Origin of the sequence: Rhodococcus sp. 27YEA6 (assembly GCF_044908235.1) — a bacterium.
GTDB classification, from domain to species: Bacteria; Actinomycetota; Actinomycetes; order Mycobacteriales; family Mycobacteriaceae; genus Rhodococcus_F; species Rhodococcus_F qingshengii.
This window is the reverse complement of sequence record NZ_JBIYCY010000015.1, coordinates 54999-80103: the sequence shown is the minus strand read 5'-3', so window position 1 is coordinate 80103 and position 25105 is coordinate 54999. Positions and strand designations below refer to the sequence as shown.

At 60.9% G+C, this 25105-nt stretch carries 26 protein-coding genes, 1 tRNA gene and 1 pseudogene; 4 read left to right on the top strand and 24 right to left on the bottom strand.

The window, feature by feature from the left end:
* Positions 1-10: 10 nt before the first annotated feature.
* From ABH939_RS27140 to ABH939_RS27045, 20 genes and pseudogenes are all read right to left on the bottom strand, one after another.
* Positions 11-724, bottom strand: a complete 714-nt coding sequence (locus ABH939_RS27140; RefSeq protein ID WP_047271507.1) for an urease accessory protein UreF — start codon at positions 722-724, stop codon at positions 11-13.
* The gene (ureE, locus tag ABH939_RS27135; protein ID WP_050655600.1) at positions 708-1355 is read right to left on the bottom strand and encodes an urease accessory protein UreE; all 648 of its coding nucleotides are present in this window, start codon (positions 1353-1355) and stop codon (positions 708-710) included. Before ureE ends, ABH939_RS27140 begins: the two co-directional genes overlap by 17 nt.
* A 9-nt stretch (positions 1356-1364) precedes the next feature.
* Positions 1365-3083, bottom strand: a complete 1719-nt coding sequence (locus tag ABH939_RS27130; RefSeq protein ID WP_003943847.1) for an urease subunit alpha — start codon at positions 3081-3083, stop codon at positions 1365-1367.
* 35 nt (positions 3084-3118) lie between these two features.
* Positions 3119-3556, bottom strand: a complete 438-nt coding sequence (locus tag ABH939_RS27125) for an urease subunit beta (protein WP_003943812.1) — start codon at positions 3554-3556, stop codon at positions 3119-3121.
* Between the two features lie 29 nt (positions 3557-3585).
* On the bottom strand, positions 3586-3888 hold the full coding sequence (locus ABH939_RS27120; protein WP_007731718.1) for an urease subunit gamma: 303 nt from the start codon (positions 3886-3888) through the stop codon (positions 3586-3588).
* Between the two features lie 51 nt (positions 3889-3939).
* Complete coding sequence (gene amt / locus ABH939_RS27115; protein ID WP_228117877.1) at positions 3940-5619, bottom strand: ammonium transporter; 1680 nt, start codon at positions 5617-5619, stop codon at positions 3940-3942.
* Positions 5620-6194: 575 nt separating this feature from the next.
* Positions 6195-7190 (bottom strand): squalene cyclase, encoded by a 996-nt coding sequence (locus tag ABH939_RS27110; protein WP_404650406.1) that lies wholly within the window; start codon positions 7188-7190, stop codon positions 6195-6197.
* 92 nt (positions 7191-7282) lie between these two features.
* Positions 7283-7978, bottom strand: a complete 696-nt coding sequence (locus tag ABH939_RS27105; protein WP_404650405.1) for an Imm52 family immunity protein — start codon at positions 7976-7978, stop codon at positions 7283-7285.
* 86 nt (positions 7979-8064) lie between these two features.
* Positions 8065-8760: an Imm52 family immunity protein gene (locus tag ABH939_RS27100; protein WP_397517603.1), complete on the bottom strand. Its 696-nt coding sequence runs from the start codon at positions 8758-8760 to the stop codon at positions 8065-8067.
* Positions 8761-9293: 533 nt separating this feature from the next.
* Positions 9294-10067, bottom strand: coding sequence for a hypothetical protein (locus ABH939_RS27095; RefSeq protein WP_223304698.1), 774 nt, complete (start codon positions 10065-10067; stop codon positions 9294-9296).
* A 138-nt stretch (positions 10068-10205) separates the two neighbouring features.
* Complete coding sequence (locus ABH939_RS27090; RefSeq protein WP_007731733.1) at positions 10206-10394, bottom strand: hypothetical protein; 189 nt, start codon at positions 10392-10394, stop codon at positions 10206-10208.
* Between the two features lies 1 nt (position 10395).
* A complete protein-coding gene (locus tag ABH939_RS27085) occupies positions 10396-10950 on the bottom strand; it encodes a hypothetical protein (RefSeq protein ID WP_007731734.1) in 555 nt (184 codons plus the stop codon).
* Between the two features lie 102 nt (positions 10951-11052).
* A pseudogene (locus ABH939_RS27080) lies at positions 11053-11292 on the bottom strand (hypothetical protein); the annotation flags it as partial.
* Between the two features lie 323 nt (positions 11293-11615).
* Positions 11616-12293 carry an SMI1/KNR4 family protein gene (locus tag ABH939_RS27075; protein WP_054781775.1) on the bottom strand — a complete coding sequence of 226 codons (678 nt, stop codon included), beginning with the start codon at positions 12291-12293 and terminating at the stop codon, positions 11616-11618.
* A 306-nt stretch (positions 12294-12599) separates the two neighbouring features.
* Positions 12600-13001, bottom strand: coding sequence for a hypothetical protein (locus ABH939_RS27070; protein ID WP_007731740.1), 402 nt, complete (start codon positions 12999-13001; stop codon positions 12600-12602).
* 314 nt (positions 13002-13315) lie between these two features.
* Positions 13316-15484, bottom strand: a complete 2169-nt coding sequence (locus ABH939_RS27065; RefSeq protein ID WP_190287624.1) for a hypothetical protein — start codon at positions 15482-15484, stop codon at positions 13316-13318.
* Entirely contained in the window at positions 15481-15819 is a 339-nt protein-coding gene (locus ABH939_RS27060; RefSeq protein ID WP_029254242.1) for a hypothetical protein, read from the bottom strand. Before ABH939_RS27060 ends, ABH939_RS27065 begins: the two co-directional genes overlap by 4 nt.
* Before the next feature lie 62 nt (positions 15820-15881).
* A complete protein-coding gene (locus ABH939_RS27055) occupies positions 15882-16274 on the bottom strand; it encodes a hypothetical protein (RefSeq protein WP_020968150.1) in 393 nt (130 codons plus the stop codon).
* A gap of 90 nt (positions 16275-16364) precedes the next feature.
* Complete coding sequence (locus ABH939_RS27050; RefSeq protein WP_020968149.1) at positions 16365-17048, bottom strand: MspA family porin; 684 nt, start codon at positions 17046-17048, stop codon at positions 16365-16367.
* A gap of 590 nt (positions 17049-17638) precedes the next feature.
* Positions 17639-18490 (bottom strand): arabinofuranosidase, encoded by an 852-nt coding sequence (locus ABH939_RS27045; protein ID WP_228232609.1) that lies wholly within the window; start codon positions 18488-18490, stop codon positions 17639-17641.
* 251 nt (positions 18491-18741) lie between these two features.
* Between ABH939_RS27045 and ABH939_RS27040 the strand changes: the two genes are divergently transcribed.
* A complete protein-coding gene (locus ABH939_RS27040) occupies positions 18742-19236 on the top strand; it encodes a YfbM family protein (RefSeq protein WP_404650404.1) in 495 nt (164 codons plus the stop codon).
* Positions 19237-19317: 81 nt separating this feature from the next.
* Here ABH939_RS27040 and ABH939_RS27035 read toward each other — a convergent pair.
* The 3 genes from ABH939_RS27035 to ABH939_RS27025 all read right to left on the bottom strand — a co-directional run bounded on the left by ABH939_RS27035 (position 19318) and on the right by ABH939_RS27025 (position 21251).
* Positions 19318-19407, bottom strand: a tRNA-Ser gene (locus ABH939_RS27035).
* Positions 19408-19458: 51 nt separating this feature from the next.
* Positions 19459-19884, bottom strand: coding sequence for a MarR family winged helix-turn-helix transcriptional regulator (locus ABH939_RS27030; protein ID WP_020968140.1), 426 nt, complete (start codon positions 19882-19884; stop codon positions 19459-19461).
* A gap of 128 nt (positions 19885-20012) precedes the next feature.
* Complete coding sequence (locus tag ABH939_RS27025) at positions 20013-21251, bottom strand: lactate 2-monooxygenase (protein ID WP_044480920.1); 1239 nt, start codon at positions 21249-21251, stop codon at positions 20013-20015.
* Here ABH939_RS27025 and ABH939_RS27020 point away from each other — a divergent pair.
* A complete protein-coding gene (locus ABH939_RS27020; RefSeq protein WP_404650403.1) occupies positions 21250-22239 on the top strand; it encodes an NAD(P)H-quinone oxidoreductase in 990 nt (329 codons plus the stop codon). The two genes, ABH939_RS27025 and ABH939_RS27020, sit on opposite strands and share 2 nt — an antisense overlap.
* A 15-nt stretch (positions 22240-22254) precedes the next feature.
* Here the strand turns inward: ABH939_RS27020 and ABH939_RS27015 are convergent, their stop codons facing one another.
* The gene (locus ABH939_RS27015) at positions 22255-23457 is read right to left on the bottom strand and encodes a cysteine desulfurase-like protein (protein ID WP_378540727.1); all 1203 of its coding nucleotides are present in this window, start codon (positions 23455-23457) and stop codon (positions 22255-22257) included.
* A 132-nt stretch (positions 23458-23589) separates the two neighbouring features.
* Here ABH939_RS27015 and ABH939_RS27010 point away from each other — a divergent pair, with 132 nt between their 5' ends.
* Together ABH939_RS27010 and ABH939_RS27005 are read left to right on the top strand one after the other, a co-directional pair.
* Positions 23590-24159, top strand: a complete 570-nt coding sequence (locus ABH939_RS27010; protein ID WP_003943894.1) for a bacterial proteasome activator family protein — start codon at positions 23590-23592, stop codon at positions 24157-24159.
* Positions 24160-24223: 64 nt separating this feature from the next.
* Positions 24224-25096, top strand: a complete 873-nt coding sequence (locus ABH939_RS27005) for an ABC transporter permease (protein ID WP_064442976.1) — start codon at positions 24224-24226, stop codon at positions 25094-25096.
* The last annotated feature ends 9 nt before the right edge of the window (positions 25097-25105 follow it).

The window sequence follows — 25105 nt, the reverse complement described above, 5'->3', positions numbered from 1 at the left end:
CGTTCTCCTTCTAGTTCATGAACATTCGGACGTGCGCCTTGACGTGAACCGCAGCCAGAATGTCGATCATCGGGGCGAAATTGGACATGTCGTCGAGTCCGTAGTCACGCACTGCGGCGTACTCACGGCCGGCGCTCTGATTGACCTCGAACAGAATCTCTTGCGTCGTGAGGTGATCGACTCGGACGATACGAAGGGCAGCGCCGAGCAACGTCATCGCGACACCGTACTGATTGACCGTGAAAGCGTCCTCTTCCGGAGAACCCATCTCCGCGAAAGCAATTCCGAGGCCGACGGGGTAGGTACCCGGCGTCTCCCCCGATGCGATCGCGGCCAACCACTTGTTGAACAGGGTCTCACCGGCCAAGCGCCCGCCGAGTTCGGCCAACTTCTTACCCATGCGGGTACTCATCGTGCGTGCTTCTTCGTTGAGTTTGCGTTCGATCACTGCATGATCAGCGGCGAGGATCGCCGAGAAATCACCGGCTGCCGCACCCCGGTGCGCCGCGAGTACGGCGATACCGTCGCACGTCGCGCCCTGATGGGCGGCCGAGAGCACAAACTCCCGCAGCGACGGACCACCCGTGACAATTCCCTGCGCCACGGCCGATTCCAAACCGTTGGAGAACGAGAAGGAACCGACCGGGAACATGGAATCGGAAAACTGCATCATCCGCATCGCGCGGTTGATGCTGAGCCCGGATCCCTCAGACGAGAGGGTCATGGGTATGCCCCTCGCCCTCACGCGCGGCCGCACCGAACAAACGGCGTGCCTCGTGTGGAGCGATGTAGGGAATTACCTCGGCGCCCGGGATGAAGGTGTACTCGATGCCCTCGAAAGCATGTGTCCGCATCACCGAGCCCATGACCGCCTTGTCGACCGTCAACGGAACGTAGACCTTCATTCCCTTCACCACCGCAGGCCAGTGCTGGTTACCCACGGCATGTCCCAACTCCAAGCACGTCTGAATCATCTTCTCGGGCGTCACCTCGACCAGTGCGCTCAGGTCGATCTCCAACACGTCCTTGAGGTTGATCCTCGCCACGACGACGGTGTTCGCCTGCTCGTCCCACAGCAGAATGTCGCCGTCCTGCAACTGAATACCCCGATCGAGCGAGACGGCCAATTCACGGCCACCGATCGTGGTGCGTCGTAACCGACTCTTCTGCGCTTCCCACTGATCGAGCGACAAGACGTCGACTACCGCATTGTCGAGTCGACCGGCCCACTCCTCGTCGGTCTCCTTCCCGAGCAGCGCGTCGACTCGCGTCGGCTTTCCGCTCGGCGCGGTCATCTCGCCGTGCGTGTGTGGCGTCGCATCGGCGCCGTGCGTGTGTGTGATTGTTCCCGACACTGGAGACCCCTAACTGAAGAAGTAAAGTTGGTTCAAGCGAATGGATTCGGCAGGTTCGACGTATGCGTGGACGCCGTCCGCAGTCACCGCGAAGGTCTCCGGGTCCACCTTGATTTCCGGAGTGGCCGAGTTGCGAACCAGATCACGCTTGGTGACTGTTCTGGTCCCCTCGACAGCAACAACCTGACGTTCGAGACCGAGCCGGTCCTTGATGCCGTCGTCGAGTGCCGCTCGCGAGACGAACGAGACCGAACTCTGCGGCAACGCCTTGCCGAATCCACCGAACATCGGCCGGTAGATCACCGGTTGTGGTGTCGGGAGTGAAGCATTCGGATCTCCCATGGCATGCCAACTGATCAGACCGTTCTTGATGATCGTCTTCGGCTTCGCACCGAAAAATGCGGGCTCCCAGAGAACAAGATCCGCCATCTTCCCGACACCGATCGACCCGACCACATGCGAAAGACCAAACGTCAACGCGGGATTGATCGTGACCTTCGCGACGTAGCGCAACACGCGGAAGTTGTCGTGCGTCGGTGAATCCTCGGGCAGCTTTCCGCGGGACCGCTTCATGCAGTCCGCTGTTTGGATCGCGCGTAGCCAGTTTTCTCCAACCCGGCCCATCGCCTGTGAGTCACTCGAGAACATCGAGATGACGCCCATGTCCTGCAGTACGTTCTCGGCACCGATCGTCTCGGCGCGAACGCGGGACTCGGCAAACGAAACATCCGAGGGCACTTTGGGATTGAGGTTGTGACAGACCATGATCATGTCGAAGAGCTCGGCCTGAGTGTTGATGCCGTACGGCAACGTCGGATTGGTCGACGCCGGAAGTACGTTGTCCTCGCCCGTCACTCGCAGGATGTCGGGTGCGTGACCGCCGCCCGCACCCTCGCTGTGATAGGTGTGAATCGTACGGCCTTCGAAGGCCGCGATGGTGTCCTCGACGTATCCGGCCTCGTTGAGGGTATCCGTGTGAATGGCGACCTGAACGTCCATTTCGTCTGCCACCCGCAGAGACTCACGAATTGTGGCCGGTGTCGCGCCCCAGTCCTCGTGGACCTTCAGACCGGCCGCACCGGCCTTGATCTGTTCGACCAGCGACTGATGCCCGGACGAGTTCCCCTTGCCCAACATGCAGACGTTGACCGGCAAACCCTCGTTGGCCTTGAGCATCATCTCCATGTTCCAGATACCGGAAGTGATGGTGGTGCCGTTGGTTCCGTCGGTCGGGCCGATACCACCACCGATCAGCGTCGTCACTCCCCCACTGAGTGCGTGGTACGCCTGCTGTGGTGACACGAGGTGAACGTGTGGATCGATGCCGGCGGCAGTGAGGATCATCTGCTCACCGGAAATCGCGTCGGTCGCCGGACCGGTGGTCAGCCCCGGGGTGACGCCTTCCATCGTGCTGGAGTTTCCCGCCTTGCCCCAGCCAACGATCTTGCCGTCCTTGATTCCCACGTCTGCCTTGACGACGCCGATGGTTGCATCGACGATGACCACGTTGGTGATCACGAGGTCGAGGGCACCGTCGATGCTGCATGACTCCGGATCCTGGCCCATGCCGTCGCGCAGCGTCTTGCCGCCGCCGTAGATCGACTCGTCGCCGATCGTTCGAAGATCTTCCTCGACCTCGATGTACAGGTCGGTATTGCCCAGTCTGATCTGGTCACCCGTGGTGACCCCGAACAGACCCGAATACTCTTGTCTCGAAATGCTTGTCATGGGTGTTGCTCTCCTTCGTCCGCCGTGAACGAGAATCAGTCGGTTTGAGGTTCGGACAGAAAGCCGAGTTCTTCGGCACGCTGGACGGCTCCGGGAAGCCGAGGCCGGTAGGCGGCGTGGGTCGGCGCCCAACCGTCGACAAGTCCGTTGAAGCCTTGCACTCGTTGCTTGCCGCCGAACGGCACCAACGTCACTTCCTTCTCGTCGCCCGGCTCGAACCTGACCGCCGTGCCCGCGGGAATGTCGAGGCGCCAGCCGAAGGACTGTTCACGATCGAAGGACAACGCGCGATTGACTTCCATGAAGTGGTAGTGCGAACCCACCTGGATGGGACGGTCACCGGTGTTTCGGACTCGCAACTTCAAACGTGGACGGCCCTCGTTGAGTTCGATCGGCTCGTCCCGCAACACGTATCCGCCGACCGGCACTTTCTTCTCGCCGCCGGAATCCTTCTTCGTCGATTTGCTTGCCATCTTGGAGTGCTCCTGACATCTCGGTCGGGCTACTGGATCGGAGAGTGCACGGTGACGAGCCGGCTACCGTCGAGGAACACCGCCTCGACCTGCACACGTGGAATCATCTCCGCGACACCGTCCATCACGTCGTCGACCGTCAAGGCGTGCGATGCGTCGGCCATGACCTCCTCGAGAGTCTTGCCCTCCCGAGCTCCCTCCAGGGCGGCTGCAGTGATAACTGCGACGGACTCCGGGTGATTGAGTTTGAGCCCCTTTGCCTTTCGCCTCAGTGCGACATCCGCCAACATGAGGATTGTCAGCTTGTCGAGTTCTCGCGGTGTCAGATGCATTCTGAACGCTCCTTGTCGATCATGCGGTAACTCCCTGTCGTCGAATACATGTCAGCTCCCCTGTTCCGTCGCTTCGGTGAGAGGTTCGGCCGCTTGCTGGACGAAACCGCTCCTCCTGCCGCCCGAGTACTCGTTGATCGCGTCCAGAACCGCCTGTGCATGTTCCGAGGCGACCAGCACCTCGACACGCAACCGCTCGGTGAACACGACGTCGTTGCGTTGTCCGCGGAACTTGAGCGAGGCCGAGTCACTCGCGGAGACATGCGCTTCCGATACGACTATCGACTCCGCTCCGGCGGCCAGCAGCGCCTCCCGTAGCTTCTCGGACTCGATGGTCTGCAATACCGCGGTGATGAGTTCGTGCTTCGGGGCGCCGAGGTTCGGAACAAGTTTTGCCCCCTCGACCAGGACCCCCGAGTCGAACCCGCTGGTCTGCGGCGCACCACCTGCGTCGACGAATGCGGCGTTGTAGCGGTATGCGTCCATGCCTTGCTGACGACGGTCGATGTCCACCTGGTCTTTTGGGGCCAGCTTGAGACCGATGGTCTTCTCGATGCCCGTGGCGATCAGCCAGGTCACCACGAACGAGAAAGCGATGACGACGATCAACGCCAGCGCCTGCTCGCCGAGTAGTCCTGCCCCGCCGCCGAAGAAGAGTCCGTCGCGGCCGATCGAATTGATGGCTTTTTCGCCGAACAAACCGAGAAGGAGTGAACCGAGGATGCCGCCGATGAAGTGGACCGCGATGACGTCGAGCGCGTCGTCGAACTTGAAGATCGACTTGAGCGCGAGCGCGAAGTGGCAGACCAGTCCGGCAAGCGCGCCGATCGCCAACGCGGAGAAGGTGCTGACGAAGCCGGCGCAAGGGGTGACGGTCGCGAGACCGGCTACCGCGCCGGTGATTCCGCCGATCGCCGTGGCCTTGCCCTCGGTGTACCTTTCGATGACGAGCCAGACGACCATACCGCCCGCTGCGGCGATGTGAGTGTTCATCAAGGCCTGTGCCGCAACACCATCGGCAGCCAATCCGTCGCCCGCGTTGAATCCGAACCAGCCGAACCACAGGATGCCTGCGCCGATCAACGCCAGAGGCACCGAGTGCGGGACTGCCTCGGCGTTGGGCCATCCCGGACGTTTACCTACCACCAGCAAGATTGCCAGGGCGGCGGCGCCGGCGGATGCGTGGACGACAATTCCGCCGGCCCAGTCCTGAGCTCCGCGGAGCGCCAACCAGCCTTCGGGATTGAAGAGCCAGTGCGCAATCGGGGGGTAGACGATGATCGACCACAGCACGAGCAGAACGGCCCAGCCCAAGGGCTTGAGCCGGTTTGCGGTCGCACCGGTGATCAGCGCAGGCGTGATGATCGCGAACATCATCTGATAGACCACGAACGCCAGAGTCGGTACCGCGACTGCACCTTCGATCAGGTGGAAGCCCGGGGCGGCGGCAGTGTGTATGTCCTGCAAGCCGAACAATTTGAGGTCACCGAGGAAGCCGGAACCCCAGTCTCCACTGAACGCGAAGCTGTATCCGAACACGACCCAGGTAATCGAGACGAGTCCGAGTGGGACGAGGTTCTGCTGCAACATGACGAGCGCACTGCTACCACGCACCAGACCGGCGTAGAAGAAGGCGAGTCCGGGAACCATGAAGAGAACCAGACCCGCGGAGATCAGCACCCACGCCGTGTCCCCACTGTCTATCACTGCTTCGGCTAACACCATTTCCATCGACATCGACGACCTCCGAGCATTATTCGGACCTGAACAAAGTCATTGGTTAGAGCAGCAATTCGCGATGTTCCGGTTCGCTGCGACAGTTACGCTACGTCCCATAGTTGCACCTTCTCAGCAAAATCGGGGGAACATCCGGTTTTCACGTTTAGTAGAGCATTGTTCTGGGAAAAGATGGGACTTTGCCTAAACATTGCGGACGCTCCACAACCTACAATTGCGGGACTAATTCTCGCCGAAAGTGGTTTAAATCTTGCAAAATGGGGAACGTAGCCGCAGGTGAGCGCCACTTTCGGAGCAGAAATGCCGTTTCCAGCTCGGGACTTAGCTCCCTAACCAAGACAGCTGCGAGCGCCTTATTTGATTACCAACGTCGGTGACCCGCCTATCCAATCGGGTAGGTAATTTCACCGAACATCTTCTCACCTGTTCAGATGATTAACCTTCACCGCACTGAGGGCAATCCTGTCGTTAATATGTTATTCATCCGTACTGGATATTTCGACCGGAAAGTCGAAGATCACCTTTCGATAACCTTTAAAGGTGAAATAATTTTCGCTGTAACTATTTTGTTATGCAGAACCTAGAGGGGAGGATTGATCCCACCAGGCGAGCACTCGGATGCCGGACAAAGTCAGCCACTTCGACGGCTCCCCCGCCTTTGTGTCGACCTCGAACCACACCCGCCCCGGTTGGCGACCGGCCTGGAGCCACGTCCCATCCGAGGCTCGAGCGGCCCGGATCATCTCGATCGCGTCCGCCATTCGCGGATCAGGCTCATTTCCATACGACAACGACGCTTCACGGAAGTAGTCGGCCGCATTGAGCACGTTGTAACGCCACCGGAATGGATACGCGAACCGTCCGACCCAGGGCCCCAGCGGTTCGCCGGTCGAGAGTCGCCGGAACAGACCGCGCCACAGTAAGAATTCCTCACCGGATCGCCGAGCCGCGCGCGTCTCATCTGTTCCCCCGGTCGCGATCTCGTACGCGAGAAGCCCTTTGAGTGAATTGAGCGTCGAATGGAACGACGATCGGGTCGAACCTTCGATCCACTCACAGTTCCACCCACCATCCGGAAGTTGATGCCGCACAAACCAATCAGCCAGTTCATCAACGGGCATGCCGAGCCAAACACCGTTTGCCACCGTCCAGGCGTTGATGCAGCAATCGACCTCACCGTCCCAGTACGGCCGGCCCTCGTACTCCCAGCGACAGTTCTCCGCGAGCAGTTCTGCAGTACGACGCTCCCGCAGAACACTGGCGTCGAGGCCCCACTCACGCAAGGAGTTGAGCGTCCAAGTAGTTGCCGTCCAGGGTTGCGAACCTTCTTCTGCTGCTTCGGGTCCCACGAAGTCGAATTCTGCCGGGAAGAACGCCCCACCCGCCCATTGGCCGTCTCGATCCTGCAATGAAAGCAGGCGTGCACCAAATCCTTTGGTAGCGATCGACGCGCGCGTCGCCGCCCACAAAGTGGGCGCTTCGTTCACCAGGTCGCGCTCCACCTGCCACCGAATCGCTGGATCCGAATCGAGGAGCCACGCGAGCAAGTCGATTCGGGATGCCATCTGGCAATACTATCGAAAGGCGAAGCAGGCCATCCGGTTAACACATTTCTCGCCGTCTGATGCAATGGTGAATTCCAGACCCGTTGCGGGGCCTACACCGGGTAACCCAACGCCGCCCGCACCGCCACGATGTCGGCGGCAGCGACCTCCATTGGCTTGTCCCCCAACCGAACCAACGTGCCAATGGGCAGTTCCTCCACCACCGCAGATTGGGGGAGTTTGCTGCGATCGAACGTAACTCCTGAATGGAAGTATGTTTCCCATCCCACCTCCACCTCACCTTTCGACCGATTCTGAAGGTGCCGGTAGTCGCCGATGCTCCACCGAGCCCGATCCGGATCCCAATGCTTGACGATCACTCTCACGATCGCGTCTCCGATATCCGGGTCGAGCAACCGCCGGGTACTGTCGGTGAGCTGCTTCTCCGTCGGCAACGACACCCGGACACTGTTGGGGGCGCTGGTTTCTAAGCCGCCGACCCCGGCGATAATCCGCCGCGCGGTCCCGTCCTCGGGCGACAAACCGATGCTGTACCCCGGTCCCGGGGTGTCCGAATACCCCATCTCCTTCGAGCGGGAATGCTCGAAGATTCGCACCAACCCGTCCACACTGAGATCTGCTGGCACCTTGTCGAACTCGGCAGTCGAGACCCACGGCAACGCCAACCCCGGGTCGACCGCTTCCAGATCCTCGAGGAAAGCCCGCATCGTCTGCGCCACTTCCTGACTCGACTGCACCCGCGTGCCCCAATATCCGATCACGGTCGGCCATCGCCCGACTATGCTCATCGCCCCGTCCTTTCCAACCACTGCGTAATAGTCTCCGTCCGACTACGTGTCGCGACATGAGCAAGGGTCGGCGGTCACGCGGCGTCTTAGACCGGGTAACCCAGTGCTTCCCGCACGGCCAGGATGTCGTCGAAGTTGACGTCTAACGGTTTCTCGCCCAACCGAATCAGCGTTCCGTTGGGGAGTTCCTCCAGTACGGCGACGACGGGCAGTTTGCTGTGATCGAGATCGATCCCGGACTGGATGTATGTCTCCCAACCGACTTCGATTTCGCTGACCTCATTTCCCTGCGCATTGCGGTACTCCCGCGTCCCCCACCGCGCAGACTCCGGCGACCAATGCTCGATGATCGCTTTCATGATCGCGTCCCCGACGCGTGCAGTCAGCAACTGCGACGCCTCCCCGATTGCTTGTTTCTCCGGGGGGAGGGTGACGTTGACGAGATTCGGAACCCTCGGAACATTCCGGCCGAGAGAGAATTGGATTCTCAAGAACTGATATCTGTCCGGGTGCAACAAACTCACGATGTAGCCAAGGTCGAAGGCAGCAACGGATTGCCCTTCGACATCCTTCGCTGCCCGGAAGATTTTCGCTAGGCCTTCCACGCTTAGATCGGTCGACTCGGAGGCAGTCTCGGGCGAAAACACCCAAGCTTGTCCAAGTGCTGGATCAATGTTCCTCAGACTATGAAGAAACGAGAACACCTCCGCTGCAATGTCTTCTACCGGTTGCGTCCGAGGGCCCCAATACCCGATCACTGTCGCGCCACGATCCGAATTCATCGACCTTTCCTTTCCAGCCACTCTGCGATCGTCATAGTCGTTCTCGGCAAATCATTGTCATTGAACAGTTGTGGTCCGGGTTGCTGCGGAGCGCCGGGAGCATCCGGATTCACCGGCACCTGACCGACATCAGGCAGAGTCGGCACACTCGGTTCCTCGGCACGACCTGGCGAGGGAGCCTCCGGGGTGGAGTTCTCGGGTCTCGGGTTCGACCCCGGATCGCCAATCCCACCGGGCGAGAATGATTCCCACTCGCCACGATCGGGAACGCCGGGAAAGTGGGTTGCGAGGGTTCCGGAATCGCGGGATCCGGGCGTGCAGGTTTCATTCACGGACGGAACAGAGGGTTGATCATGCTCGGCAGGTTGAACTGTGCCGTCGATGGCGGGTATGCCGCGCGGTGGCACTCCACCCGGAGCGTCGATCAGCTGGTGCGTAGCCGGATCGGGATCGCGGCGCGGTAATTGCGGGCAGGCTGGTCGGTCCGCGCCATCCCTACCTGCAGGCAGCCCCGAGTGCGCCCAACGTAGGGCTCACAGCCGTCTGAAACCTTTGGGTAGAGGAATCTCCGGTCGTTCGGTCGGCAGTCCTGCTGCTGCGCGGATGCTTCGGATGTCCTCGACGGTTAACGGCGTGGACAGATTCTTCTGGATGACGATTGTGCCGTCCTGGTAGGGAAACGCCTCCACGCTGGGCGGGAGCTGCGTTTCCTTGATCGGCAACTCAGGACCGAAGTAGGTGCAACTGCCCACGATCGCGTCACCCGGTACGTTGAACTGAGGCGATGATTCGGTTCGGCGGTAGAGCACGGTGACACGCGAGTCCCAGATGTCGGCTAGTCCCTGTACGAGCTTCAATGCCAGCGAAATCAGTGATTCGTCGGCAAAGGCACATGCGAATGCGCCGGACCCTGAGGTGCCCCCGAAACTGACAACGACTTTGACGTCTCCAGCGGGTGAATACAGGGTCATATGTCGTCCCAATGAGAGGGGATACATACCGCCGGTGGCATCGGGGGATCGTCTGCGCTCGATCAATGCGGCTTCGATCGATTTTTCCGTCGGAGGTACAAGGATCTGACGGAGATTCGACGCCAAGGCCTGCTCGACTCCGGCGCCGTCGGGGAGTGCATCGCCTACTGTTTGGTACAAGTCGACGTCGAAGACAGGATCGATGTCGCGAAGCAATCGTAGCGAACGTGCAACGAGCGCGGCCGTGACGGCCTCGCTTTCAGGCGAACCCTTTCGTGGAATGACCTTCACTGTCAAGCCCGCCGTAGGATTGCGGCGCAGTGATGACGTAGGCACTTTCACTCCCCTCCAAATACGATGATGTTGATGTTCTCCATCCCGATGACCTCGTCGAACGCATCCTCCATTATCTGAGCAGCTTGTTCTTAAGAACACCATCACCTGCGGACGTGAGCTTGGCCGTAACTTCTGGTGTCACAGCCGGCGCGAGCCTTTCGGTAGGCGAACCTCCGGTCGTTCGGTCAGCAGGCCGACTGCTGCACGGATGCTTCGGCTTCCGTCGGCAACCAACGGGGCGCGTGGATCACGCTGGATGACGATCGTTCCTTTCTTGTACGGAAAAGCTTCGACAGTGGGTGGGATCTGCGTTTCGTTGATCGGCATCTCAGGGCCGAAGTAGGTGCAACGTGCCCACCGTTGCGTCGCCGGGCACGTTGTACTGAGGTGTGAGCTCCGCATCCCGGTAGAGCACGGCCGTGGGAGCGTCCCAGATATCGGCCATGCCCTGGACGAGTTTCAATGACAGTGAGATCAGAGATTCATCGGCGAAGCCCCCTGGGTACGGCCAGATGAAGGTGCAAAGTAAGGAACCTGCTCCTGCCGTACCCCCGAATCCGATGAGAATTTCGATGTTTCCGTTGTCGGTGAACAACCTGAGTTGATGCCCGAATGAGAGTGGGTAAATCCCGCCTGCGGCATCAGGAGACTTTCTGCTCTCGATCATTGCGGCCTCGAGGGAGTCCTCTGCCTGAAGCGTGAGGATCCGTCCACCATTCGATGCCAGAGCCTGCTCGACCGTAACGCCGTCGGGAAGGTCATTCCTCACGGCGCGGTACATGTCGACGTCAAAGACTGGGTCAAGCTCTCGAAGGAACTGCAGTGACCGCGCTGCCAGCGCCGCGGTGACCGATTCGGCTTCCGGCGGTCCCTTTCGCGCCATGACTTTCAAGGTCAACCCGGAGGTCGGATCACGACGTAAAGATAAGGCAGACAACGTCACTCCTGTTCGAAGACGATCGACCAATTGGAACAGGCTCTGGCGCTACACCGGGTAACCCAACGCCGCCCGCACCGCCACGATGTCGGCGGCAGCGACCTCCATTGGCTTGTCCCCCAACCGAACCAACGTGCCAATGGGCAGTTCCTCCACCACCGCAGATTGGGGGAGTTTGCTGCGATCGAACGTAACTCCTGAATGGAAGTATGTTTCCCATCCCACCTCCACCTCACCTTTCGACCGATTCTGAAGGTGCCGGTAGTCGCCGATGCTCCACCGAGCCCGAACTGCCCACGATCGCGTCGCCGGGTACGTTGCGCTGAGGCGATGATTCGGTCCGGTGGTAGAGCACGGTGACACGAGAGGCCCAGATATCGGCCTGCCCCCGTACGACCCTTAACGCCAGCGCAATCAGCGATTCGTCGGCAATGGTGCAGGAAAACGAGTCGATGCGTGAGGTACCCCCGAAACCGATCATGACCTCGAGATCCCTTTTGGTCAGACAAATTGATCATCTGCTCTTTGGAGACTGGATCCGAGGCACGTGGGGCAAGACCGCACACAAATTGCTTAGACTGTCTCCAGTCTGGCTATCCAAGGCGCAGGCTCTAGGCACCGAGTCCGACGTTGGTCCAGATATCAAGGTAAGTGGAGTAATCGACCAGTTCAGGGGGTTCCGTCAATGACCACACAACACCCCTTGTCGATTCCTCACCAAAGTACAAGCAAAGATAACCGCCGCCGCCCGATCTGAATGTCGCGATGCAACGAGCCGGATCTGGGTACTCTTCAGGGGACAGCCCGTCCAGAATAGACCATTCAAAGCTGTCAATTCGAAACATATCTTCAAGAGGCAGTGGCCCGACAGTCTTACCGGCAATATAGTACCAACCGTTGTGCAAATTTGAATAGAAATTCTTTAGACTGGAGGGGAATTTATTCCAATACCCTGAAAGTTCATCACCATCCACTACCGGTGGCGTACCCAAATAGTAGAGATCGGTCCCGTCTGCCATTTTAATTTTATATAGAAGAAAGAACCTATTTTCAGACCTGAGCAACCGCACATCAGATAGATTATCTTTAATGTTTCTGTAAGTGTCGCCCAATATCGGTCGCCCAAATACGTCCCATTGGTCCAATATCCCAGAAATTCGAGCTGCAACGTCACCATTTAGTGCATCCAACCAATAATTCGGAAGCGCCATACGTTCAAGTGGTGTCAAGTCGTCAATCTCCGCAAGCACGGGCGAGTCGACACACCGCGAAATCTTGACCAGATCCACTACTGAACTCCATTCAATATATTAGATATCATTAACTATCCAGACGAGGCGGATGCTCGAAAAATGGGATGAGCTGCAGGGACTAGGGGAAGAGGACTACCGCTCGCGATGGCGCTGACAGCTACTGAATTGGGCTGCGCGAAGAGCAGCTTCGAGCCATCGATCATCCTGGTTACTGTACAGCTTGCGCAAACCGGGCAGGTGTACGCCGCCATGTGGAAAGTACTGTTTCCCACGGCATCTCACTACAAGCTGTTCGGGTACGCGCGAGGGTGGTATCAAGGACAAAGCGCTCTACGCGCCGGCTCAGGTGTTGACCTGATTTCCGTCAGAATCGGTATCTCGTGCTTGGCGGTCAGTGTCTTTGTAGTGCAATTTGTCGTACCTGTTTACCGGAGGTGCATCCTTCTGCTCGCGGTAGAGCGCCCGTGTCAGCCAAGCACCGAAAACATCGTTGAATCCGGTGGGATGCCTTCGCGTGAGGAAGGGGGTCCACCACCACGCCACGAACACAGCAGCGAAACCGCACAAGAGGACAGGTCCGAGAATCGACCGCTGTGGAGCGGTGAGCCAAGCGAAAACGATGGTAAGGATCGACGAACTCCAGTAGATCGTTCTCGCATGACTGCGGTACATCACGTAGGGCGTAGATACGATCAACGCCACAGCCCCTGCAGCAATCGCACAAATCGCATAAAAGGTGGTCATGGTGCCGGTTCCGCTTGAGGAACGGTGTGTCGTCGGTATATGGAACTCTTCGGGAGAAAACGCAAAACGAGGACCGCCGCAGTGCCCGCGACAGCGCCGATCCGGGTGGTCGAATTGTCAGTCACGAGGAACACCATCCCACTCGCAGCCGTCAACGAAACGGCCAAGGTTATCGCGCCCCGCATCGGATTGCCTGCTGCGGCATCAAGCGCCGACAGCACCCCCGAGGCTAGGCAGAATGCAATGGCAGCGATCAGCAGGTAATGCACGGTCTCAGTCCCTTCTCTTGGAGCGATCGATCATTGTCTAAGGCTTCAATCAAATGATCGGCCTGCCCGGGTACCCAAGTATGCCCCGAGTAGCGATCCTCCGATTGCACCGATTCCGCCCCCGACTGCGGCACCTATCGGGCCGCCGAGAAACCCGCCGAGTGCGGCGCCACCTTTGCCGCCTGCCCATCCCAATGCGATTGCGCCACCGGAATTTCCCACAGTTTCGCCACGTGGCGCGCCTTCGCGCCACTTGATGACACCCGAGGCAACCTCAACTGCCACCGATAATCTGCTTAAAACAGTACCCACTGCCGCCGACCGAGCGGCCTGCGCAGCGCTCGGGAGCGAACCAGCATGATGCACACCGGTGTTCGCAAGGGCGCCCGCAGATTGCAAGCCCGAGGCGGGGCCACCGAGCGCGGTGCTGCCTTTACTCAAGACAGTTGCGATCTCGGAATCTGTATAGCCGCGGTCTCGCATCTGATCCACCTGCCATTGCAGGTCGTCAAGTTGTTGCTGTGCGGTCAGAGGGACGTTGCCAGTGAAGTCAGCAGGTACGTCGCCATGGGCGAGCGCCCGTTGGTTCGCGGCCCTCTGCGCGGGGCCGATCAAACCGTTGTTGGGATCAGAGTCAAAGATCCCGAATGGTAATTCCATTGGAGGATCTGGCTGCGTCTGCGTTTCCATGTCGAGGTTGTCGAGTGGGTTCCACGGAGGGTCGCTCGCTGTACCCCCGGGTGTATCGGTGCCCGAGTCGGTCGGCGATCCGATATCGAACGGCAGTGGTGTTGTCGGTGCCGGCTGCGTCGGGGCGTCCATGTCGAGGTTGTCGAGTGGGTTCCACGGAGGCTCGCTCGTATCGGTGCCCGAGTCGGTCGGCGATCCGATATCGAACGGCAGAGGCGTTGTCGGTGCCGGCTGCGTCGGCGGATCCATGTCGAGATTGCCCAGTGGGTCGATCCCGCCGACGTCGTTGTAGGGGGAGTCTGTCGGGACGTTGACCATGACCGGTCCGCCGGACTGGTTGACGACCTCACCGCCGCCTTGAAGGGGTGTAGCGGTGACGTCTCGTCCGGTGACCGGGTCGCTGCCGCCGTAGGGGCCGTCAGCAGTGACCGGGTAGATGACGCCCGGGGTCGGGATAACGACTTGGTAGAGCTTGCCGTCACGGATCTCGTAGTAGGTGGGAACCGGATCGCCGTTGACGTCGTACGCCCACGCAGCGGCAACGGTGCCCTGCAAGTCTCCGTTCGCGTCGTAGACACCGACGGACCCGTCGTCGTTGATGCTCATGTGTCCGCCGGGTGGTAGGTCGACCACCATTTCAGCTTCATGCGAGGAGGTTTCGTCGTGAATGAGGAAGATGGTGCGTTGTCCGCCACCTGGGTCGGGGATGACCACGACGTCCTGACCGCCGACGAAATACGGCATGAACGGTTTCGCGACCGTACCGACTACCTGGGAGAGAACCGACTCCCACGGACGCGCGCTCACACGCGCACTGAACGGTCCCGGCCGCCCCCTCACTCTCATACCCGCAGCGGTGAACGCCGCGGCCCCGACGAGGACCAGTTCGAGATACCGGTCACGGCCCGAGTCCTCCCCGGCGGTGGAAACATCTGCTGCCGGGCCCGGAACCGTTTGGGCCGGTGCGATATTCGAATCCGAATCCGCGGGGATCGGTCCGGGACCACGATCGGTGGTGGTTCCCTCACCCGGGGTGGGTGTGGGTGAGGGAACCGCTGATGCCGATGCATTGGGGAATGCACCGACACCAGTTTCCGAGGCCGGGGACTCGGAAGTAATGGGCGGAACCTCGATCGTCGGCACAGGGACGATGGGGGTGCCGTTGTAGGTGGGAAAGTTCGTCGGAGCATTCGCGCCGACATTCGGGCCACCGCCTGGAGCCTGCGCACCGGGGAGCCCGACCGTGGTCGTCGGCGCAACTGTCGCCGTCGTGGACGGCGCACTCAGGCACGGGTTGATGATCTCTGGCGGGATGGGTGCACCAGGTGGCAGCGACGCAATGAGATTCAGGTAGATCTGATGATCACGTGCCCGCACCGCCGCGCAGTCTTCTTCCGGCGTCGCGTTCGCCGGAGCGGCGGAGAGTGCGATTCCCGCACCGATCACTCCGGCCGCTCCGGTCAACAGCGCCCCGGCGGCAAGCACTCCCGCGAGAGTCCGGCGAAGTCGTCTACCGGACTTCACCGGTGCGCACCACGATTGTCACTCTTCTTCGTTCGGAGTAGCGCGATGAGTTTGTCTGCGCCCCACCAGAACAACCGTCCGGAGATCGACATCCACAAGAAGAATGCCAGGTAAACCAGGATCGTCCCGTAGTCGTTCGCCCAGCCGGCGAGCTTCCCGATCACCGCGAATGCCGCGATCAGCAACCCCAGTCCGACTGCGGTGGCGATCACAGCCTTGGAAAGTGGACTGAGTTCGCTGTCCGGATCCCAGTCATCAACGTCTGCAACGTCTTTACTATCGACGGCAGTGGATTCCGACTGGACACTGCGGCGTTCGGCGTTGTTGACGGTCATGGCTGGAACTCCAAATAGGAAGGGAGAGCGGGGACAACGGGTCGCCGACGTTCGGCCTGGTATCAGTTCCAGTACTGCTCCGTCAGCACTATGTGCCCCTCACTGGCGGGGTGATTCGGGTCGGAGACAAAGACATTGGCATGCCCACCACGCGCGGCTGCTTCACCGAGCACAGCTCCTTCGAGGGCGTCGACCTTGCCATCGGTAACAGTTATCGCGGAACCAGGCGCCAACCAGACCCCCCTCAGCGAACCTGGAACGATGTTCGCAATCGCATCAGGAATCGGGCTCGCCGCCAATGCCGCGGTTTCCGCATTCGAGAGCGACAGACCGATCCGGCCATGTTCCGGTTCGACGATCGGAGTTGCGGCAGATGCCACGCCGGCGCCGAGAACACCGATCAGGGCGATACCTGCGGTGAGAGTTCCGGCAGTGGCCAAGGTACGAATCTTCATGATTTCTCCTTTGTGGGCGTGATGAGTAACCACCCCTGGACGGGACGGATCGGGAATAGTCGCCAGCAGCGCTGACGACGGCTGCGTGGGTTAGAGCCAGGTGGGATCGGAGTACACGAACAACGTGTTGTCGGACGTCGCCGTCGACACCGAGAGTTGTGCGTACGAGCGGATCGTCACCGGCCCCATGCACGCATCAACCTTCACGTGCACGTTCTCTGCCGTGATCGACGCCTTCGACGACTCGAGATCCTTCTTCCCCAACGGAATCGTCGTGATCGTGCCCGGCGCAATCGTCGACTGAATACTCGGATTCACCGACGCATTCACACCCACGTTCGCCGACGGGACACCCGAAATACTCACACCGACAGACGGACCGAGCGAAAAACCAAGCCCCAAGCCAAGTCCGGAGGAAACATCGATCTGGCAGCCAATCTGCAACCCCTGCTCGACATAACCGGTCTTCACCGCCGAATCACCCGCACCACCGATCGTGCCGGTCACCTTCGCCGACACGAACCCCTCACGAGTGAACGCCGTCGTCGCCAGATTCGGCACCGGGTTCGCCGACAGTTTCGTGGCGGCAAGATCCAACGACCAACCGTCATCGGTGACAGTGCTCGCGAACTTGTCCGCCAACGCCGTCGGCGTTGCCGATGCGCTCCCTGCGAAGACCACACCCGACGACAGCGCGGCAACCGCACACGCCGCGAGCCCTACCGCGGCCCTCGATCGACGGTGGGATACGCCGTTTTGCGATTCGATCGACATGAACTGCTCCTCCACGTGACACAGCAACCAGAGCGGTAGCCGACAACTAACTGAATTAGTTACCGGACGGTACCAATCGTCCTGTTTGCCCGCCAGCGCGCCATCTCCCCCATCCTGGATTTAGGGTGAACTTTCGGTAACAGATATATATCGACAGGCTTATCAGCAGCGAAAAGGACCTAGGTCCCACTATGAGCAAGGTCACCGTTTACGGACGAGAAGATCCCTCAGAAACAGTGCGGCAAATCGAATTGAATCCGCATTTCGCGGGCCTCAGAGCAGTTGAAGACCGAAAGTGCGGGCATCAAGCCAGCGCGCGTACTTGAAGATGAAACTAACAGGCATTACTTGGCAATCAATCGTGAAGTACGGCGCCCGAGCGGGGCCTGGGAGCGCAACTCTGCACAGCTCACGCGGAGATACTCACTTCGTGGTCGGCGCGAACTCGTCGGACCCACCGGAATCGCATCGTTAGCTTGTCAATCACTGATTCGCGCAGGCGACGCACACAAGTAGTACGCAAGTACGAGAAAAGGCTCTGACCAAGACCGGAGTCCTTGATCAGAGCCTTACCAACTCGGGGTCGAAAGTTATGCCGGTTCTCTCATGATGCCGAGATGCCGTGCAGTCCCGGACACCCCAGGAACCTCTTGCACAGGAGACCAGGTGTTCAGCCCGTCCGTGCTGTCGGAGTAGAGATACTTTCCTTCGGTATAGGCGTCGAGATAGATCCGCCAGTCGCCGCTCGGCAACTGAACCACGGCCGGACCTTCGACAAGCGAACCCCAATTCCCGGGCGGGACAAACGAATAAGGTCCCGCCACCGAAGGAGCCACCGCATGCTCGACGACCTTCCTCGTCTCGTTCTTGGTGAACGCATGATAGGTCGATCCGACTTTGACCACGGTGGTGTCGATGTGGTCCGCACCGATCCCGGCGAGCGGAACAGGCGGGCTCCACAACCGGAGCGACGGTTCCAACGCCGTCATCAGATACGGCACAAATCCTCCACCGGTCGACATCGACAGGATGACGTTGACGCGATCGCCGTCCACAAACCATTCAGGCGCCCAGGCCTTGGTGACGAATGGTGACAGCGACGGTCCGTCGCTGAAACCAGCCGAACCCGAGAAGCCCGGGGGGCTCGCAGAACCGGTGCCATCTCCCGTACCAGGCATCAAGGCGCAGCAAAACGGAACCGGATAGTTCCCTAGCGGCGTCCAGTTGATGCGGTCGCTGCTGCGTGCAAACCCGATGTTCGCCCCACCACCCGTCGTGTAGGTGAGGTAGTACAACCCGTCCGTGTTCCGGAAGATGCTCGGATCACGCACGAGCCCAGATGGCGGCCTGTACGCCGACTGCTGGACGAGTTGAAAGCCGGTGCCGTCAGCCGACTCGTAGACATCCATGTCACGGTCGCTGGCATTGCTGAACGCCACCATTGTGTATTTCCAGTCAGGCGGCGGCGCGGCGCTGCTGGCAGGGGCTGCGACCAGCAACCCCGCGACGACGAGGATCACCAGCGATATAACAGAAAGGCCGGTCCGTTTTGTCGGAATCACCGATGAAGTATGTATGACAGCAGGCCCTCCATGGGTAACTTCGGTCGGAGGCAGAGCAGGATCGTTACCTAAGTCGATTCGTCTTGTAGTGACGGCGGGACGGCGGCAAGGTCGGCCGTTAGCATCACGCCATGGAACTTGGAGTGCATTTCGCGCTGTCAGACAGCGTGGCAGCGGAACTTCTGGACGCGCGCGGCGACGACGACAAACTCGGCGCTGTGGTCGAGGACATCGAGGAGACGGGCCGATCCGAGTTCTCGTGCGACACGGACAAGGCGTGGGATCCGATCCTGTGCGCCCTCTCCAGCACGGGGTACGAGCGCGTGTCCGAGAACTGGCCGGCCTACGGCGTGATCTTGGGGGACGAAGACCTCAACACCGACACCGACGACCAACTCGTCACCTACCTGGCACCCGATCGGGTCGCCGAAGTCTCCTCGTACCTGGCGGAAGTCACCGAATCCGAGTTCGGCGTGCGCTACGACGCAATGCCACTCGACGACCGCAACCCGGAGTACGGCTCCGACGAGCGCGGGTACGCCTGGGGCTGGCTTCAGGAAGTGGCGGACTTTTTCCAGCGCGCGGCCCGAGAGAATCACCACGTGGTGTTCACCGTGCGGTTCTGACGCCCACTACCCAAGCAGTGTGACTCCGAAAACAGTAAAGGCTCTGACCTGGACCGAAGTCCGAGGTCAGAGCCTTTGCTTTGGCGGAAGCGGAGGGATTTGAACCCCCGGTGGGTTTAACGCCACGCTCGCTTTCAAGGCGAGTGCATTCGGCCGCTCTGCCACGCTTCCGTGGGCGATCCTATCGGGTGTTCCCACGGACCGCGAAAACGGCTCCAGAAGTCAGCGCTCGCCGATGGCTTTGTCGACCTTCTCGAAGACGTCTGCCAGCACGTCCAGTTCCTGGGGAGTCAGCAGATCGACCAGATTGTTCCGCACTCCGGCCACGTGAGTAGGTGCCGCCTCGGCGAGGCGACGCCTACCCTCTTCCGTGATCCGCGCGAGCACGCCGCGACCATCTTCGACGCAAGTGTCTCGCACGACGATGCCCTGAGATTCCATCCGCCTGATCTGGTGTGTGAGGCGACTCCGCGAAGACAGCACGCCGTCTGCCAGGTCACTCATCCGCAACGACCCGTCAGCTGACTCCGAGAGCATGACCAAAATGCGGTAATCGGCCAACGACAGGTCGTGTGAATCCTGCAGTTCGCGGTTGAGAACCTCCATGAGGCGCTGATTACCGTCCATGTAGCCGCGCCATGCACGCATCTCGCACGGCGTCAGCCACGGTGTCTCACCGTGCGCCACCTGCGATGTCTCCTCGGTTGTCGCTTCAGCTGTCACAGGTTCCAAGTTTAGACCTGTGTCCGCCCGTCACAGTAAGACTCACCCTAAAGTCACGAATTGGACATCAGGATCGAACGGTCGATTTCGGCGACAGATGCCAGCCCCGCCAGTCCCATCGTGAGATCCAGGTCGGCCAGGAGACTGCGCAATGCATGACGCACTCCGTCCGCTCCGGCCAATCCCAACCCGTACACCCACGGCCGCCCGTACAGCACTGCATCGGCACCCAAGGCCAGAGCCTTGATTACGTCTGCGCCACAACGAATTCCGGAGTCCATCAGGATGTCCACCTCATGCCCCACCGCATCAGCGACGGGACCGAGAGCATCTAGTGCCGAAATCGACCCGTCGACCTGACGCCCACCATGGTTGCTCACGACGATGCCGTTGGCGCCGGCCGCGACGGCCTCACGTGCGTCGTCGGGATGGACAATTCCCTTCACCGCGATCGGAAGTGTCGTCCACTGGCGAAGTTTCGCGATATCCGCGATCCGCACCGCGTGATTGCCGAACAACGACACCCACGTCAGAACCGCGATCTGCAGGGCTTCTGCACTCTCCTCGGGAGGCGTGGCCAGTTTTGCGCGGAACACCGGATCCGACAGATAGTTGGCAATACCCTTCGCCTGCAGGAACGGAAGGTGGCCGAGCTCGAGATCCCTTGGACGCCAGCCCATACCGGGAGTGTCGGCAGTCAGGACGATAGCCTTCGCGCCCGCCGTCTCCGCTCGGCGGACAAACGACTCCGCAAGTTCGTCGTCGGCCGGCCAGTACAGCTGGTACCACCAGTTCTCGCCGGAGGCCGCCGCTACGTCTTCGATGGTCGAGGATGCCGCCGTCGAGAGAATCGATCCGATCCCCAACTCGGCAGTGACCGAACCGACCGCAACCTCGGCGTCGTCGTGGACCAAGCCGAGCACGCCCACCGGAGCCGTCAGGATCGGTGCAGCCAACCGCGTCCCCAACACCTCGACGCTCAGATCACGCGCGTCGGGCGCCGCAGTCCCCCGCAACATCCGCGGCACGATCGCATGCTTGTCGAACGCCCGCAGATTCGACACCGCGGTTCGTTCGGTCGACGCGCTACCGGCGATGTACCCGAAGGCCTCCGGTGAGAGTTGCTCGCGCGCGGCATCTTCCAAGCCTGCCGCAGTCATCGGCAAAGCCGGCTTCGCGCCGCTCAGTCCCGTCAGATAGATCTCGTTCTGCATGTTCCCGAAGTAAGTCACGTCCGCGACGGTAGCGGCAAAACACCCGTCAGCGGGGAGATTCGCTAGCGTCGTATCCATGTACGCCATAACGATCGATCAGCCCGGCGGTCCCGAGGTCATGAAATGGGCGCAGCAGCCCGATCCTGAACTACCTCGCGGGCACGTACTCGTCGAGGTCGCCGCGACCGCAGTCAACCGCGCCGACCTGCTCCAACGTCAAGGCTTCTACCCGCCGCCGCCCGGCGCGAGTGACATTCTCGGCCTCGAATGCTCGGGTGTGATCACCGAACTCGGCGAAGACGTCACCGGTTGGTCCGACGGCGACGAAGTCTGCGCATTGCTGGCCGGCGGTGGCTATGCCGAGAAGGTTGCGGTCCCGGCAACACAACTTCTCCCCGTTCCCGCGGGCGTCGATCTCCGTGTCGCAGCGTCACTGCCGGAAGTTGCGTGCACGGTGTGGTCGAACGTCGTGATGCGCGGCGGTCTCCGACGCGGACAAGTCCTCCTCGTCCATGGCGGTGGCGGCGGAATCGGCACCCACGCCATCCAGGTCGGCAAAGCCCTCGGCGCCCGCGTCGCAGTTACCGCGGGTTCGGAGGACAAATTAAACCGCTGCCGCGAATTGGGCGCGGATATTCTCATCAACTATCGCGACAGCGACTTCGTAGCATCACTCGCCGAAGCCACCGACAACCACGGCGCCGATGTGGTTCTGGACAACATGGGAGCGTCGTACCTCGGGCGCAACGTCGACGCACTCGCCATGGACGGCCACGTCGTGATCATCGGAATGCAGGGTGGCCGCAAGGGCGAAGTCGACATCGCCAAGCTGATGGGAAAGCGCGGAAACATCACGTCGACGGGCCTGCGCGGGCGTCCGCTCACCGGCCCAGGCGGTAAAGCGGACATCGTCGCCGACGTCCGCGCGAAGTTGTGGCCGTTGATCGCAGACGGATCGGTTCAACCGATCGTGTCGACCGAACTTCCGATCACCGAGGCGCCATTAGCCCATCAGTTGCTGGATTCGCCGGAAACCGTAGGCAAGGTCATCCTCACCGTGAAGTGAGCCGAGCGGGATCGATCAGCCCAGGGCGCCGAGTTCGGCGACCAGCTGATTGATCTCGTACCGCGTCGTGTACGGCGCAAGGCCGACGGTGACCGCGCCGCCTTCGTCGTTGACACCGAGGGCGTCGAGCAGCCTGGAACCACCATGCGTACCGCTGACCGTCGCGATGCGCTTGTCGGCCAGGTGCGCCGCGACCTTGTCTGCCGCCATCCCCTCGAGTGTGAAACTGAGCGTCGGCACCCGCGTGGGTGCGCCGCCGATCACCATCACGTTGGGCAGGGCTGCGAGAGAACGCATGAGGTGATCGAACAGACCGTCCTGATAGTCCTGTAGCGAGCTGATCGAGGTTTCGAGGCGCTCACGCCTGGTTCCCGTTGCCGATTCGTCCAACCCGGCCAGGAAATCGATCGACGACGTGAGACCGGACAGCAGCGCGAACTGATGACCGCCCACCTCGAGTCGCTCGGCGCCACGCGCGTACGGGTTGAGCGACACGGCCGGAATTCGGTCGAGCAGTCCGGGATCGCGGAAGACGAGTGCGCCCACCTGTGGACCGCCCCACGACGGCGCGCTGACGGCAACGATGTCCGCCCCGAGATCAGCCATGTCCACATGCGCATATGGCGCTGCACCGACGGCGTCGACCACCATCAGTCCGCCGAATTCGTGCAGACGATCAGCTGCGGCGCGGACGTTCGGAGCCGAACCGACGACCGGTGATGCGGCCGTCAAGGCCACCAATCGAGTGGTCGAGGTGATGAGATCGTTGAACTGCCAACTCGGGAGCTCACACGTTTCGATTTCGACCTCTGCCCATCGCACCTGGGCGCCGTAGCGACTGGCCACACGAAGCCAGGGCGCGACGTTCGCCTCTTCGTCGAGGCGCGAGAGCACGAGACCGGTTCCGAGGCCCAACCGCGAACTCAGCGACTCGGCGAGCCAAGCCAACAACACCGCTCGGTCTGATCCGAGAACGACTCCCGCAGGATCTCCGCCGACCAGATCGGCGACCGCGGTGCGCGCACTGTCGAGAATGGCAGCACTACGACGGTTCGAGACGTGGCGACCGGAGGAAGAAGATGCAGAGGCACGGAACGCGGTGGAGACCGTCCGCGAGACGGCGTCCGGGATCTGCATTCCGGCCTGCGGATCGAGGTGGATCCAGCCGTCACCGAGTGAGGGAATCAACCCCCGTACGCGGGCAACGTCGTAAGCCATGCTCGACACTCTAGGTGCAGACGCCCGCTTAGTCGAAGGCAGTCACCTAATTACCCGTCAGTACAGTTATTCGATAGCTAACTTTTTGGGGGTTACGCGGCGTTTGTCGCCCACACACGACAAGATGGAAGCATGACGAACCCCGACAAAGAGCAGGTACTCGTTATCGGACCCGACGGTCGACCCGTCGCGATGCCGGCGGCCGAGGCAGAGGCCTCCACATCCGGCACCACCGAAGGCGCGGAATCCGAAGCCGAGTCCGTCGCCGAGATGGTCGAGCAGCCGGCGAAGGTCATGCGAATCGGCACGATGATCAAACAACTCTTGGAAGAAGTGCGCGCCGCGCCGCTCGACGACGCCAGCCGCAAGCGCCTCAAGGACATCCACACCTCGTCCATCCGAGAACTGGAACAGGGCCTGGCACCCGAACTCCGTGAAGAACTCGAGCGACTGAGCCTCCCGTTCACCGACGACTCCATTCCCTCGGACGCCGAACTGCGCATCGCACAGGCCCAACTCGTCGGCTGGCTCGAAGGACTGTTCCACGGAATTCAAACCGCACTGTTCGCGCAGCAGATGGCAGCGCGCGCTCAGCTCGAACAAATGCGTCAGGGCGCACTGCCTCCCGGCATGAGCATCGGGGCTCCGCATTCGCCTGCACATCCAGACCAACAGAGCCCAGGAACCGGCCAGTATCTGTAACTCGGACCACCGCTAGGTCCGAGGGAAATCCGGCGCCGACGCCAGGCCGGTAGGCTCGACCTCCGTGTCAGCATCCGCAATCGAATCCGAGACGCCGGACGCACCTGCGCCCGTGTCCGACTCCCAGACGTTCCGTCGTGCGTTCAAAGACCTTCGCGACGGTCTGAATCAGCGTGAGTTGTGGCTCAGCCTCGGCTGGCAGGACATCAAACAGCGCTACCGCCGGTCGGTGATCGGTCCGTTCTGGATCACGATCGCCACCGGCGTTCAGGCCGCCGCGATGGGTCTTCTGTACTCCGCGTTGCTGAACATTCCGCTCAAGGAGTTCCTGCCGTACGTCACGGTCGGGCTGATCGTGTGGAACCTGATCAGTGCAAGCATCCTCGAAGGCTCCGAGGTCTTCATCGCCAACGAGGGCCTGATCAAGCAGTTGCCGTCGGCATTGAGCGTGCATGTGTATCGCCTGGTTTGGCGTCAGGTGCTGTTCTTCGCGCACAACTTCGCGATCTACATAGTTCTTCTGTTCGCGTTCAGTATCTGGCAGAACATGAGCTGGACGGCGCTCGCGGCAATACCGGCATTCGTGCTGATCGTCGCGAACACGCTGTGGGTCTCGATCGTCTTCGGTATCTTCTCCACCCGGTACCGCGACATCGCCCCCATCCTCGGCAGCCTCACCCTGCTGCTGTTCGTGCTGACGCCGATCATGTGGACAACTCAGGCCCTCAAGGACCAGGGTGGGCAAGCCATGGAACGGGTCCGGCTCGCCGAACTCAATCCGCTGTACCACTACCTCGAGATCATCCGAGCACCACTCATCGGGGCCGACCAGCAGGCATACCACTGGTACATCGTCATCGCCTTCACCGTCGTCGGCTGGGCCGTCGCGATTCTGGCACTCCGCAAGTACCGGGCACGCGTGCCCTACTGGGTCTAGAGGAAACAC